The sequence below is a fragment of the Lentzea kentuckyensis genome (genome assembly GCF_002150765.1).
GTDB lineage: Bacteria > Actinomycetota > Actinomycetes > Mycobacteriales > Pseudonocardiaceae > Lentzea > Lentzea kentuckyensis.
On sequence record NZ_MUYM01000050.1, the window covers coordinates 17748 to 31563 of the forward strand.

A 13816-nucleotide genomic window follows, 5' to 3' on the forward strand; every position below is an offset into this window, starting at 1 on the left:
TTGACCGCCGTTCGAACATGTGTTCGAATCGATGATGTGCGATGGGACGGACAGAAACTCGAGGCAGAGCCGCAGCAGGCACTACCGGGGCTACCGGGACTGGTGCGCAGCGTACGAACTCCTGAGTTCGCGGACGTGGTGTTCCACGAGGTCCGCGCCAAATCCGTGCTCAACGGGGTACCGGGTTCGTCGCTGCCCTTCTCGTGGACCGTGAACCCGTACCGGGGCTGCTCACACGCCTGCACCTACTGCCTGGCGGGCGACACCCCGATCCTCATGGGCAACGGCCGCACCAAGCCGTTGGCCGAGCTGCGGGAGGGCGATGAGATCTACGGCACCGAACTCGTCGGCAACTACCGGCGTTACAAACTCACGACCGTTCTCGCGCATTGGGAGACGCGCAAGGACGCGTACCGGCTGACGCTGGAGGACGGCACGTCGGTGATCGCGTCCGGTGATCACCGCTTCCTGACCGACCGCGGCTGGAAGCACGTGACCGGCGAGACCGCGGGCACGGGTCGCCGTCCGCATCTCACGACCGGCAACAAGCTGATGGGCACGGGGGCTTTCGTCGAGCAGCCCGCCGTGACCGACGACTACCGCCGCGGCTACCTGCGCGGCATGGTGGACGACGAGAACGAGTTCCGGATCCCCTTGGCCGACATAGAGGCCATGGACCGCACACAGGAGTATCTCGACTACTTCGGTGTGCGAGAAGGGAGTGGATTTCTGCACCAAGTGCGCGAGCTCGCGCACTGGCAGATAGCCCCGAACCCGGACTGGCTCAAGGGATTCCTGGCCGGTGCGTTCGACTACCTCGGGACCTGCTCGCGCAGCATCCTGCGCCTGTCGACGCGCAACGCCACGATGCTCGAAGCGATCTGCCTGGCGCTCAAGCACTTCCACTTCGACTTCGCGATCGAGGAACTGCGCCGCCGTCGTGGCGTGCGGGTCGTGCGACTGCGCGGCGGGTTGCGGGAGAACCTGCGCTTCTTCCACACCGTCGACCCGGCGATCACGCGCAAGCGGGACATCGACGGCGTGGCGATCAAGTCGCAGCAGCCGCTGGGCGTCGTGTCCGTGGAACCGTTGGGGGAGATGACGCTCTACGACATCTCGACCGGCACGGCCGACTTCATCGCGAACGGCGTGGTGTCGCACAACTGTTTCGCCCGCAAGACCCACACCTACCTGGATCTGGACTCGGGCAAGGACTTCGACAACCAGCTGATCGTCAAGGTCAACGCCGGGGAGGTGCTGTCGCGTCAGCTGCGGTCGTCCAAGTGGAAGCAGGAGCACGTCGCGCTGGGCACCAACACCGACCCGTACCAGCGGGCGGAGGGGCGGTACTCCTTGATGCCAGGGATCATCGAGGCCCTGACCGCCTCCCGCACGCCCTTCTCGATCCTGACGAAGGGCACCCTGCTGGCCCGTGATCTGCCGCTGCTGTCCGCCGCGGCCGAGGTCGTGCCGGTCGGGATCGCGGTGTCGCTCGCGTTGATGGACCGCGATCTGCACAGGTCGCTGGAGCCCGGCACGCCGACGCCGGCCGCGCGGCTGGACCTGGTGCGGAAGGTGCGGGAGGCCGGGTTGCCCTGCGGGGTGTTCGTGGCTCCTGTGCTGCCCGAGCTGACGGATTCCGTTGAGCAGCTGGACTTCCTGCTGGAACAGATCGCCGCGGCCGGGGCCACGGGCGTGACGGTGCTGCCGTTGCACCTGCGTCCGGGAGCGAAGGAGTGGTTCGCGGCCTGGTTGCGCCGCGAGCATCCCGACCTCGTCGAGACGTACCGGCACCTGTACGGCAGAGGGTCCTATGTGGACAAGCGGTACCGGAAGTGGTTGACCGCGCGGGTCGTTCCGTTGATCGAGAAGCACGGACTGGCGCCGCGGGGCAGGTCCACCGACGCCGTCACCGGTGTGCCCGGTGACGACGAGGGCGTGTGGCCCGACGGCAGTCTGCCGGTGGGTGTGCCGGCGCCGCGCGTGGATCAGGAACAGCTCACTCTGCTCTGATCTTCCCGAGCTCTGGCTCAGTGAAGTGCTGGACTCCGCGGGCACCCTCTTCCCCAGGGTGCTTCACGCTCCGCCTCAGCTTCCACCCCTTCTTCAGATTGCAGGAGCGGCATCCCGGCCGCCTGCGGGTCTGCGGTGCCACCGTCCACTCGTGGCCGCACGTGCATCTCCACAAGCACTTGAACTTCGTTCCTGGCGTCAGGGTCTGCGCTGTCAGTTCGGGGCGATCGACGCAGGCGATGAACTCGGCGGCGATCTCCGGACGCACTTCGGCGAGGCTCTTCTTGGCACTGTTTTGACGCCGCCGGTCCCACCCTGCCTTTGAGTTGCACGATTCGCACCACGGCCGCTTCCGGTCCGCGGCCACCGCAGTCCAGTTGTGGCCGCATCTGCCGCAACACCAGGAACACTCGTACTTCGAGTGCGGTTTGAGCGTGTGTGTTGTCAGTTCTGGCCGGTCGATGCAGGCTAAGAACTCGGCCGCGATCTCCGGGCGCTTGTCGGCGAGTGCTTCACCAGGCTTCGCGATACCGCGGCTCTTCCAACCTTCGGCCTGCGCGCAGTCGGGACATCTCGTGCCGTTGGGCTTCGACCTGTTGTTAGCAAGGGCTTCCCATTCATGCCCGTGGTCGCAGAGCCACCGACACCGAAGCTCCGCACCGGGTTTCATCGTGTGCTCCGTCAGTTCGGGGCGATCGATGCAGGCGACGAACTGGGCGGCAAGATCGGGACGCCGGTCGGCGAGTGACTCGCCCGGTGCGGCGATGGCCCTCTCCCTGGCTTTGCGACCCCGTGCGGCGCGGTCGCAGTCCGGACAGCCAGTGCCCTGCGGCTTTGTGCGATCCCTGACCTTCGTTTCCCATTCATGCCCGTACACACACCGCCACCGGCACTTGTCCCCAGCGCCCGGCGGAAGCATGCAGAGCTCGACACCCGGACGATCCTTGTTGATGACGAACTCCGCGGCCAGTTGAGGCGTGGCGTCGAGTGCGGACACCTTCGGCCGAGAGCCGGGGAGCTCGAACCAGCGCAGGGTGGCGCGGTGGACGGCCTCGGCTTGCTCCGCGTCGGTCAGGTCGCGCCACGGCAGTCCGCGGTTCGTCAGTTCGTGTGCCAGCGCTTGCGCCCATTCCCACGGCCTGTACCAGGGTTCGTTTTCGGCGACCACGATCGACCGAGGGATGAGTGGTGCGTTCGTCGACCTGATGCGCACGTATTCCGCGTCCGCCATCGCGTCGTTCTTGCGCAGGTCGGCAGGAAGCTTGTCGGGGCCGTGCGTGAAGTCGGGATCGAGGTCGACGAACAGGTCGATCGCCGGCAGGTGCAGGTCGACTCGCACCTTGTTGCCCTTCGCGACAGGGCGGCGGGCGTCGACCTCGATCTCGGCCCCGGTCGCGGCCATCAGCAACTCGGCGATCTTCAACTCCAACAGGGACGTCCCTGCCGTTCCGCATCCAGGGCACCCGTTCCTGGCGCGGCTCTTGACGACGATCTCCCGCTCGTGTCGCAGCGGACATCGCCAGACGCACCTGTCGTTCGACCCGTAGCTCAGCTGGTCGGGCGTGCTGCCGGGGCTCGTGAGGTTTCGGACGAACTGGGCGGTCAGATGCGGATGGGTGTCGGCGAGCGACCTGCCTGGCTTGGGCTTGCGGCGGGCTGCGCCGGCACGTGCGGCTCCGCAGTCCGGGCAGCCGCTTCCCTTGGTGCGGGTGTTGAGGCGCATCGGATAGTCGCTATGTCCGGAGGGACAGCGCCACAGGCATTTCACCTCGGAGCCGGAAGGAATGTCGTGCAGGCTGCGGTGGGATTTCTTGACGAACTCGACGAACTCCGGCACCAGGTGCGGGCGGGCCTCAGCGAACGAGACCTGGCCTCGGCAGGACAGGGTCGGGCACACGCGCCCGCGGCCTTTCGTCCGCTCTTCCGGCCGGGCCGGCCACGGCTTCTCACACGTCGGGCAGAGCCAGGTGCAGTCGAGGCCTGAGTTTGGGCTGAGCAGGTCCGGTGTCAGCTCCGGGTACTTCACGCAGCCGACGAACTCGGGCACCAGGTGCGGGAAGAGTGCGGCGATTGACTTCTCACGGGGGACCACCACATGAGCCACTCTGCTGCGGTGATCATCCAACTCTGCGGGCACGGCTGGACCATAGCGACGAGCACCGACAGAAAACCGAGCCCTCGAGGTGAGGTGCCTGATTGGCGTGATCAGGCACCTCACGCGGTCCAGGGTCTAGGCCCAGCCGCCCTGGACCATCGTCTGGAACTGCCACTCGCCGCCGACCTTCACCAGAAGGTCGCCGTAGCGAACCGTCATCCCGTTGATCGTTCCGTCCGTGATGACGAAGACCAGGTTGTCGTTGATGAAGTGCGGCGTGCGCACGGACTCCATCTGCACCTCACCGCCCAGTTGGGCCCCCATTTCGGTCAGGAACCGCTCCCGGTCCCACGACGTCGCCGAGCCGTCGGTGACGGTGTTGATCGGGAACAGGGCCATGTCGGCCATTTTCTCGACCTCTCCCACCACCGCGAGCTCGTCCCAGGTTGCGAACCACTGCATGACCTCGTCGTACGACATACCGTACATTGTACGCTACAGCTGGAAGATCACGTCCACCCAGTAGTTCAACGCCCGATACGTCTGGTCCGGGAAGTTGCTGCCGAGGGCGTAGACCCCGTTCCCGCCGCTGCCGATGGACGACGGCGCGGTGAGCGGACCGCTGGTGCGGGCCTGGGTGAAGAAGTCGTATTCGTACGAGTAGCGGCCGCCGGGGCAGAAGTACGACGCGATGTACGTCTGGCCCGCGGTGACGTTGAGCGGCGCCGGCAGCGCCACGGTCTGCCAGCCGGCCGCCGTCTCGTTGGTCGCCGTGGCCGTGGCGAGCCGGGTGCCGGTGGACGACCACACGCTCACCGTGTGCGTGCCGAGGTTCTGCGGGCCCTTGTGGAACTTGACGTGGGTGATCTTGCCGTTCACCGCGGGGACGAACTTGAACCCGAGCTCGCCGGCGCTGGTGTCGGTCGTCGTGACGTTCGTCGGCAGGGACTGGGCGAAGAGCGACGCGGGGAACGTGTGCGGTGTGTAGGCCGCGCTGAAGTTCCCCGAGGCGGCCGGGAACATCGCGTACGTGACGCCCTTGATCGTCTCCTGCGTGTGGGCGACGGCCGCGCCGTTGCGGGTGAGTCCCGTGAGCGCGCCCTTGACCGACTGCACGGGCAGCATGCCGCGCAACATGCCGTTCGTTCGTCCGTCCGCAGTGGCCGTGAACGTCAGGTTGTTGCCGCTCCAGGCGATCTGTGAGAAGAACGACGCGTTGCGGCCGTCGGTCCAGTCGAGGATCTGCTTGCCGGTGATCATCGGCACGCCACGGGCCTTCGCCGACGTGATCACCTGCGTGCCGAAGTTGTCCCCGCTGATGTAGTAGTGCGTGCCGAAAACGCCGTAGTAGCCCTCGAAACCGAGCGCGCGGTCGAGCATGGCGTCGATGCCGGCCGGGTAGGCGATGCCGTTCTCGTCGACGAGCTGCGAGACGACCTGGTAGACGTCGATCATCGAGCCGTCGAGGTCGGCGAACCGCATCGGCAGGCCGGAGCCGGTGAACATGCCGGGCCGGTTCTGCACCCACCAGTCCGGCGCGTAGTAGTAGTTGAGGTCCATCCGGATGCCCTTGCCCAGCTCGACCTTGGGCTGCGTCGCCCAGTCGCTCCACACGATGCAGTGCGTCCGGTTGCCCGTCTGCGCGGGCAGGCTCGGGTAGTGCGAGGCCCACAACGCCAGTTCCGAGGTGAACGTCGCCTCCAGTGAGGCGGGTGTCCAGTCCGCGCAGCCGGTGTTGACGTGGATGCCCAGATCGAAGCCCTGCGAGTTGTATGTCCCCGCCTGCGCGTTGGTCATGGTCGCGCCGTCGACGAACATCCAGGACGTGGCGCGCAGGCACTCCCACTGGTTCAGCTGCGCGCCGGCGGGCGTGTTGGCGAGGAGCTCGTTGAAGTACGTCTGGGTGCCGTCCGGGACGCCGTGGTCGTCGAGGGCCATGACGATGGCGGCCTTGAGGCCCTTGGGCAGGTACCAGGTCTTCGGGATCGGCTTCTTGGCGCGGTTGATCAGCGCGAGGACGTTCGTCAGCAGGCGCTGCTGCTCGTCCGCCTGCGGGATGGCGACCTTGCTGAAGTCGATCCAGTCCGGCTGCACGTCACCTTGTTTCGCGCCGAAGAACAGGTCCACCGGACGCAACGGGTCGTCGCCGTCGCGTTCCATACCCGCCCACGCCGGGTTTCCCTGCCGGGTCTGGACTACCGAGCGCGCCAGGTCGTAGGTGAACGCCACCGCGTGCCCGCCGCCTGCCGTCTGGCGGATGGTGACGGCCGGGCTGTTGGTCGCGGTCGTGGCGTTGCTGTAGAGCGTGGCCACGGTCGTCGCACCCGTTGCGGTGTAACGGTCTGCGGTGCTGTGGAACTGCAGGGTCGTGTTCGGCAGACCGGGCACCTGTGCGGGGTCGATCAGCACGTACGCGTTGCTGAGCGTGGTGTTCTGGTCGGTCAGCCCGAGCAACGCGCTGAGCTTCTTGTCCGGCCGGGAGGCGATGAGGTTGCCGCCGGCGTTGACCCAGTCGGTGAACATCGTGGCCTGCGCCTGGGTCAGCGGGATCTCGCCGAGGATCGCCACGTCGTGCTGCCCGAGGACGGTGGCGGTGACGGACGCCAGGTCGGCCGTCGTGAACGAGCCGATGCCCTCGGCGCGCAGGATCTCGCTGAAGTACCGGCTGAACGGGTGCGCGTCCGACTTGACCAGCAGCACTGGCCCGCCGAACCCCTGGTCCAGCGGCACGGACTCGAAGATCACGTCGACCCAGTAGTTGGCGCTCAGGTGCGTCGAGTCCGGGAACGCGCTCGTGGTGCCGTAGCGGAAGACGCCGTTCGGCTCGGCCGTCTTCGACGCGGGCGCGGTCAGCGGCCCGTTGACCCTGGCGGTGGTGAAGTAGTTGTAGCTCGTGCTGTAGCGGCCCTGCGGCGCGAAGTACGAGGCGATGTAGGTCGTGTTGGGCTGAACCTGCACCGGCGTCGCGAACGTCGCCGTCTGCCAGCCCGCGGCGGTCTCGTTCGTGAAGGTCGCGGTCGCGAGCCGGATGCCGTTCGTCGTCCACACCGATCCGGTGTGGGTACCGCCGTTGCCGGCGCCTTTGTAGAACCTCACACCGGTGATGCGACCGGCGGTGTTGGCCCGGAATCGAACGCCTAACTCGAGCGAGTCGGTGTCCGACTCGGAAATGACCGCTGGCGTGTCAGTCGGTCCCCAAATGCTGTACGGCCCGTCGGCGGCGACCAGGTTTCCCCCCTGGGCGGCGGCCACTGAACCAGTCGTGTTTTCAGCTGCCATGCTGGACCCTACCTCGGCAATTGCGGCTGTTGCCCGGAATGTTGCCAAATCAGTGGATAAGGATGCGCCGATTAGGTGACTATTTGTTGAACCGGATAACGCTCGGGCTGAAAAAGCGATACCGACCGTTCAACTGCGGCCGACAACTGCGGCCGAGTCTTCTCCGGTGATCAATTCGGCGTCGAGTCCGGCTGTTCTGAAGGCATCCAGTGCCGCGGGTGCCTGGCGGGCGCTCGTCTCGCTCATCAGGCGACCGCCGGGGCGTAGCCAGGTTGTCGCCTGGGCCGCCACTCGGCGCATGACTTCGAGTCCGTCCGTGCCGCCGTCGAGGGCGACGCGGGCCTCGTACTCGCGTGCTTCAGGCGGCATGAACTGGATGTCGTCGGTCGGCACGTACGGCACGTTGGCGACCACGACGTCGATGTGTCCCTTTAGGTGTGCGGGTAGCGCGTCGAACAGGTCGCCCTCGAACACGTTGGTCAGGTTCTGGCGTGCGCACTCAACGGCCGTGGGGTCGATGTCGGCTGCGTAGACCGTGGCGTTCGGAAGCCTGTGTTGCAGCACCGCGCCGACCGCGCCGGAGCCGCAGCACAGGTCGACGATCAGCTCGGGCTTCAGGTCGGTGGCGAGGTCGACGAGCAGTTCGGTGCGGTGGCGCGGCACGAACACGCCTTTGGTCACCACGATCCGTTGCCCGCAGAACTCCGCCCAGCCGACGACGTGCTCGAGCGGCAGGCCGCCGACCCGTTGGGCGACCAGTTCTTCGAGGTGTTCGGGGGAGGTGGCAGCCTCGGCGAGCAGGGCGGCTTCTTCCTCGGCGAACACGCAGCCCGCGGCCCGGAGGCGATCAACGACGTTCATCGCTGCCGACGCTAACACCGGCATTTACAAGCAGGCTTGACTGTTTGTTTGTGGGCCGGAACACTCGGGACCGTGGAGACGAGGCAACGCCAGGCCGACCGCAGCCGCGGGACCAAGCGGAAGCTGATGGAGGCGACGGTCCAGTGCCTGGTGGAACGTGGCTGGTCAGGCACTACGACGACCGAGGTGGCCGAACGTGCCGGGGTGTCGCGGGGCGCGCAACTGCACCACTTCCGCACGCGCGGTGAGCTGGTGGCGGCGGCCGTGGAGCACGTGGGCGCGGAGAGCGTCGAGGTGCTCAAGCGGCGCGCGGAGATCGCGGACAAGAGCACGCACGCCGTGGTGGAGCTGATCGCGGACTTCCACGCCAGCGACCTGTTCACCGCGGCCCTGGAGCTGTGGGTGGCCGCGCGTACCGACCCCGAGCTGCACGGGCAGGTGCTGGAGCTGCAGGCACGGCTCGGGCGTGAGGTGTACGAGCTGGCGTTGGAACTGCTCGACGTCGACGACACCAAGCCCGGGGTGAAGGACGCCGTGCAGGCGACCCTGGATCTCGTGCGCGGACTGGCGCTGGCCAACCAGCTCGCCGACGACGCCAAGCGCCGCGCGCACGTCGTGCGCTACTGGGCGAGGATGCTGGAGGAACAGCTGTGATCACGGAACTGCTGGCCGACCTCGACGCCGAGTCGCGGGAGCTGGACGACCTCGTCGCGGGCGCACCGGACTGGACGGTGCCGACGCCCGCGCAGGGGTGGACGGTCGGGCACCAGATCGGTCATCTCATGTGGACGGACCGGGCGGCGATCCTCGCGATCACCGATCCCGAGGCGTTCCAGGCTCAGCCGTTGACCGGGGACATCGTGGACCGGACCGCGGCAGAGGGCGCGGCCATGCCGGACCTGCTGGAGCAGTGGCGTTCCGGGCGCGCGGCGTTGCGGGCCCAGTTGGCGCGGGCGTCCGGGAAGATCGTGTGGTTCGGGCCGCCGATGAGCCCGGCGTCGATGGCGACCGCGCGGATCATGGAGACGTGGGCGCACGGGCAGGACGTGTTCGACGCGCTGGGAGTGGTGCGGGAGCCGTCCGCGCGGATCCGGCACGTGTGCCACATCGGGGTGCGGGCCATGGGATTCGCGTTCCTGCTCAACGGCCTGGCGGCACCGGAGGCCGAGGTTCGCGTCGAGCTGACCGGGCCTGGTGGCGAGCTGTGGACGTGGGGGCCCGAGGGCGCGGAGAACCGGGTTTCCGGGCCCGCGCTGGACTTCGCGTGGCTGGTGACGCAGCGGCGCAACCGCAAGGAGCTGGCGATCGAGGCCGTCGGGCCGGTCGCGCAGGAGTGGGTGCCGATCGCGCAGGCCTTCGCGGGTCCGCCAGGAGGTGGCCGATGATCCGGATCGGCAACGCGTCCGGGTTCTACGGCGACCGCCTGTCCGCCATGCGCGAGCAGCTCGAAGGTGGCGAGCTCGACGTCCTGACCGGTGACTACCTCGCCGAGCTGACCATGCTGATCCTCGGCCGGGATCGCCTGAAGGACTCGTCGCTGGGATACGCCAGGACGTTCCTGCGGCAGATGGAGGACTGTCTGGCGCTGGCCCTGGACCAGGGCGTCAAGATCGTCGTGAACGCCGGCGGGCTCAACCCCGAGGGGCTGGCGCGCAAGCTGGACGCCAAGGTCGGGTACGTCACGGGTGACGATCTCAAGGCGCGGTTCCCGGAGGCGTTGACCGCCAACGCTTATCTGGGCGCGTGGGAGATCGCGGACTGCCTGAACCAGGGCGCGCAGGTCGTGGTCACCGGGCGGGTCACGGATGCGAGCCTGGTGGTCGGGCCGGCGGCCGCGCACTTCGGCTGGGCGCGGGACGACTGGGACCGGCTCGCCGGGGCGACGGTCGCCGGGCACGTGCTGGAGTGCGGGACGCAGGCGACCGGCGGGAACTACTCCTTCTTCACCGAGATCGACGCGACCCGGCCAGGGTTCCCGATCGCGGAGCTCGACGAGGACGGGTCGTGCCTGATCACCAAGCACGACGGGACAGGTGGCGCGGTCACCGTCGACACCGTCACGGCCCAGCTGCTCTACGAGATCGGGGCGCCGGAGTACCTGGGGCCGGACGTCACCACGCACTTCGACACCATCCGGTTGGACGGGCACGAGCGCGGCGTGAGGATCAGCGGCGTCAAGGGGAGTCCGCCGCCGGACACGCTGAAGGTGTGCCTGAACACGTTGGGCGGCTTCAAGAACGCCACGACGTTCGTCCTCACCGGACTCGACGTCGAGGAGAAGGCCGAGCTGGTCAGGCGGCAGCTGCACGACGCCATCGGTGCCGAGGGCCTGAGCTGGACGCTGGCACGCACGGATCACGCGGACGCGGACACCGAGGAGCGGGCCAGCGCGTTGCTGCACGTGACGATCAAGACGACGGATCCGAAGCGGGCAAAGGGGTTCAGCCGGGCGGCGATCGAGCTGGCGCTGGCGAGCTATCCGGGGTTCCACGTGACGGCACCGCCGAGTGACGGAACGCCGTTCGGCGTCTACCGGGCGGCGTACGTGAACCGTGACGAGGTCAGCGCCAAGGCGGTGTTGCTGTGAAGAGGCCGTTGGGAACGATCGCCGGGGCGCGCAGCGGTGACAAGGGCGGAGACGCGAACCTCGGAGTCTGGGTTCGGTCAGAAGAAGCGTACGAGTGGCTCAACGGGTTCCTGACGACGGAGAAGCTGCGCGAGCTGCTGCCGGAGGCCCAGGAGGTCAGCCGGTACGAGCTGCCGAACCTCAAGGCGCTCAACTTCGTGCTGCACGGGCTGCTCGGCGACGGCGTGGCCGCCGGCACGCGGTTCGACCCGCAGGCGAAGGCGCTCGGCGAGTGGTTGCGCAGCAGGGAAGTCGAGATCCCGGAGGAGCTCCTGTGATCACCAAGGACCTGTACGAGCGCAAAGAGCTGAGGGAACTCGTCCGCGACTTCACCCGCAAGGAGATCGCGCCGCACCTGGACGAGTGGGAGAAGCAGGGCGAGGTGCCGCGCGAGCTGCACAAGAAGGCGGCCGAACTCGACCTGCTCGGCATCGGGTTCGAGCACGGCGACCTGCTCGACTCGGTCGCGCTGACCGAGGAGATCATCCAGAACGGCGGCTCGTCTGGACTGATGGCGGCGTTGTTCACGCTCGGCATCGCGATCCCGCACATCTGGCAGTCCGGGAACGAGGACCTGATCGACCGGTTCGCGAGGCCCGCCATCCGGGGCGAGAAGATCGGCAGCCTCGCGGTCACCGAACCCGGTGCGGGCTCCGACGTCGCGGCGATCAGGACCACGGCCGTCCGGGACGGCGATCATTACGTCGTCAACGGCACCAAGACGTTCATCACCTCGGGACACCGGGCGGACTTCGTCACGACGGCAGTGCGCACCGGCGAGAAGGGCTACAAAGGCATTTCGCTGCTCGTCGTCGAGGACGGGTTCACCCGACGCAAGCTCGACAAGATGGGCTGGCACTGCAGCGATACCGCCGAACTGCACTTCGACGACGTGCGGGTGCCGGCGAAGAACCTGGTGGGCGAGGAGAACCAGGGGTTCGCGCAGATCATGCGGCAGTTCCAGGTCGAGCGCGTGACGATGGCGGTCGAGGCGTACGCGACGGCGCAGCGCGCCCTCGACCTGACCGTCGACTGGACGCGCAACCGCGAGACGTTCGGCAAAGCGCTGATCAAGAACCAGGTGGTCGGTCACCGGCTCGCCGACATGGCGCAGCGGATCGACCTGGCCCGGACCTACACACGCGAGGTCGCGGCGCGGATCAACCGCGGCGAGGACTGCGTCACGGAGGTCTGCTTCGCCAAGAACGCCGCCGTGGACGCGTGTTCGTTCGTGGTGGACGCGGCGGTGCAGTTGCACGGCGGCATGGGCTACATGCGGGAGTCCGAAGTGGAGCGTCATTACCGGGACGCCCGCATCCTCGGCATCGGGGGCGGGGCGAGTGAAGTGATGACCGAGCTCGCGGCACGACGATTGGGGTTCGCCTGATGGGCAACAGGGAGGCGCTGCTCGCGAAGATCGCGGGACTCGACGCCGAACACGCCAAAGCGCTCGCGGGAGGTGGGCCGAAGTACGTCGAACGGCACCACAAGCGCGGCAAGCTGCTGGCCCGCGAACGGGTCGAGCTGCTCATCGACGAGGACAGCCCGTTCCTGGAGCTGTCCCCGCTCGCCGCGTGGGGCACGGACTTCCCCGTCGGAGCCAGCGTCGTCACCGGCATCGGGCGGGTCGAAGGCGTCGAGTGCGTGATCGTCGCGAACGACCCGACCGTGCGCGGTGGCTCGTCGAACCCGTACACGCTGCGCAAGTCGTTGCGGGCCAACGACATCGCGCTGCAGAACCGGTTGCCGCTGATCAGCCTCGTCGAGTCCGGTGGCGCCGACCTGCCGACGCAGGGCGAGATCTTCATCCCCGGCGGGCGGGCGTTCCGCGACCTGACCAGGTTGTCGGCCGCGGGCATCCCGACGATCACGGCGGTGTTCGGCAACGCGACGGCCGGTGGCGCGTACGTACCGGGCATGTCGGACTACGTGATCATGATCAAGGACCGGTCCAAGGTGTTCCTCGGTGGGCCGCCGCTGGTGAAGATGGCGACCGGCGAGGACGCCGACGACGAGTCGCTGGGCGGCGCTTCGATGCACGGCACGACGTCCGGGCTCGCGGACTTCGTGGCGGAGGACGAGACCGACGCGATCCGGTTGGCGCGCAGGGTGGTCGCGCGGCTGAACTGGCGCAAGCTCGGTCCCGAACCGGCACCCGTCGAGGAGCCGTTGTTCGACGCCGAAAGCATCCTGGACGTCGTCTCCGAGGACCAGCGGGTGCCGTTCGACCCGCGCGACGTCATCGCGCGGCTCGTCGACGGGTCACTGTTCGACGAGTTCAAACCGTTGTACGGCAACAGCCTCGTCACCGGGTGGGCCAGGATCCACGGCTACCCGGTCGGCATCCTCGCCAACGCGCGCGGCGTGCTGTTCAGCGAGGAGTCGCAGAAGGCCACGCAGTTCATCCAGCTCGCGAACTCCAGCGACACCCCGCTCGTCTTCCTGCAGAACACCACCGGCTACATGGTCGGTGCCCAGTACGAGCAGGGCGGCATCGTCAAGCACGGCTCGATGATGATCAACGCCGTGTCGAACAGCCGGGTGCCGCACCTGACGATCACGATGGGCGCGTCGTACGGCGCGGGCAACTACGGGATGTGCGGGCGGGCGTACGACCCGCGGTTCCTGTTCACCTGGCCCAACGCCAAGTCGGCCGTGATGGGCCCGGCGCAGCTCGCGGGCGTGCTCTCGATCGTCGGGCGGCAGGCCGCCCTCGCGAAGGGCCAGGAGTACAACGAGGAGCACGACGCGGCCATGCGGAAGATGGTCGAGGCGCAGATCGAGGAGCAGTCGCTGGCGCCGTTCCTGTCCGGGAAGCTCTACGACGACGGCGTGATCGACCCGCGCGACACCAGGACCGTGCTGGCCCTCTGCCTCTCCGCTATCCACAGTGGACCGATCAAGGGCGCCGACGGCTTCGGCGTCTTCCGGATGTGAGTCCC

At 67.8% G+C, this 13816-nt stretch carries 9 protein-coding genes and 1 pseudogene; 6 read left to right on the forward strand and 4 right to left on the reverse strand.

Translation table 11 applies throughout. The features are described 5' to 3' along the window. Positions 1-36 precede the first annotated feature (36 nt). Positions 37-2013, forward strand: a complete 1977-nt coding sequence (locus B0F77_RS23025; RefSeq protein ID WP_086665038.1) for an intein-containing Rv2578c family radical SAM protein — start codon at positions 37-39, stop codon at positions 2011-2013. On the opposite strand, the gene B0F77_RS23030 is transcribed toward B0F77_RS23025, so the two are convergent. The 4 genes from B0F77_RS23030 to B0F77_RS23045 all read right to left on the reverse strand — a co-directional run bounded on the left by B0F77_RS23030 (position 2000) and on the right by B0F77_RS23045 (position 8248). Next, the gene (locus tag B0F77_RS23030) at positions 2000-4108 is read right to left on the reverse strand and encodes a zinc-ribbon domain-containing protein (protein WP_143466863.1); all 2109 of its coding nucleotides are present in this window, start codon (positions 4106-4108) and stop codon (positions 2000-2002) included. The genes B0F77_RS23025 and B0F77_RS23030 overlap by 14 nt on opposite strands. Before the next feature lie 135 nt (positions 4109-4243). Further along, positions 4244-4588 (reverse strand): nuclear transport factor 2 family protein, encoded by a 345-nt coding sequence (locus B0F77_RS23035; protein ID WP_245848566.1) that lies wholly within the window; start codon positions 4586-4588, stop codon positions 4244-4246. Positions 4589-4603: 15 nt separating this feature from the next. After that, positions 4604-7387: a DUF4082 domain-containing protein gene (locus tag B0F77_RS23040; protein WP_086665041.1), complete on the reverse strand. Its 2784-nt coding sequence runs from the start codon at positions 7385-7387 to the stop codon at positions 4604-4606. 129 nt (positions 7388-7516) lie between these two features. Beyond that, positions 7517-8248 carry a putative protein N(5)-glutamine methyltransferase gene (locus B0F77_RS23045; protein ID WP_211293943.1) on the reverse strand — a complete coding sequence of 244 codons (732 nt, stop codon included), beginning with the start codon at positions 8246-8248 and terminating at the stop codon, positions 7517-7519. Between the two features lie 72 nt (positions 8249-8320). Here B0F77_RS23045 and B0F77_RS23050 point away from each other — a divergent pair, with 72 nt between their 5' ends. The 5 genes and pseudogenes from B0F77_RS23050 (at position 8321) to B0F77_RS23070 (ending at position 13811) form a co-directional block, all read left to right on the forward strand. Next, positions 8321-8902, forward strand: coding sequence for a TetR/AcrR family transcriptional regulator (locus B0F77_RS23050; protein ID WP_245848567.1), 582 nt, complete (start codon positions 8321-8323; stop codon positions 8900-8902). Beyond that, positions 8899-9633, forward strand: a complete 735-nt coding sequence (locus B0F77_RS23055) for a TIGR03084 family metal-binding protein (RefSeq protein ID WP_086665043.1) — start codon at positions 8899-8901, stop codon at positions 9631-9633. Before B0F77_RS23050 ends, B0F77_RS23055 begins: the two co-directional genes overlap by 4 nt. Next, positions 9630-11152: pseudogene (locus B0F77_RS23060) on the forward strand (acyclic terpene utilization AtuA family protein). Before B0F77_RS23055 ends, B0F77_RS23060 begins: the two are co-directional and overlap by 4 nt. Continuing rightward, positions 11149-12261 (forward strand): acyl-CoA dehydrogenase family protein, encoded by a 1113-nt coding sequence (locus tag B0F77_RS23065; RefSeq protein WP_086665044.1) that lies wholly within the window; start codon positions 11149-11151, stop codon positions 12259-12261. The pseudogene B0F77_RS23060 and the gene B0F77_RS23065 overlap by 4 nt, the downstream one beginning before the upstream one ends. After that, the gene (locus B0F77_RS23070; RefSeq protein ID WP_086665045.1) at positions 12261-13811 is read left to right on the forward strand and encodes an acyl-CoA carboxylase subunit beta; all 1551 of its coding nucleotides are present in this window, start codon (positions 12261-12263) and stop codon (positions 13809-13811) included. Before B0F77_RS23065 ends, B0F77_RS23070 begins: the two co-directional genes overlap by 1 nt. The last annotated feature ends 5 nt before the right edge of the window (positions 13812-13816 follow it).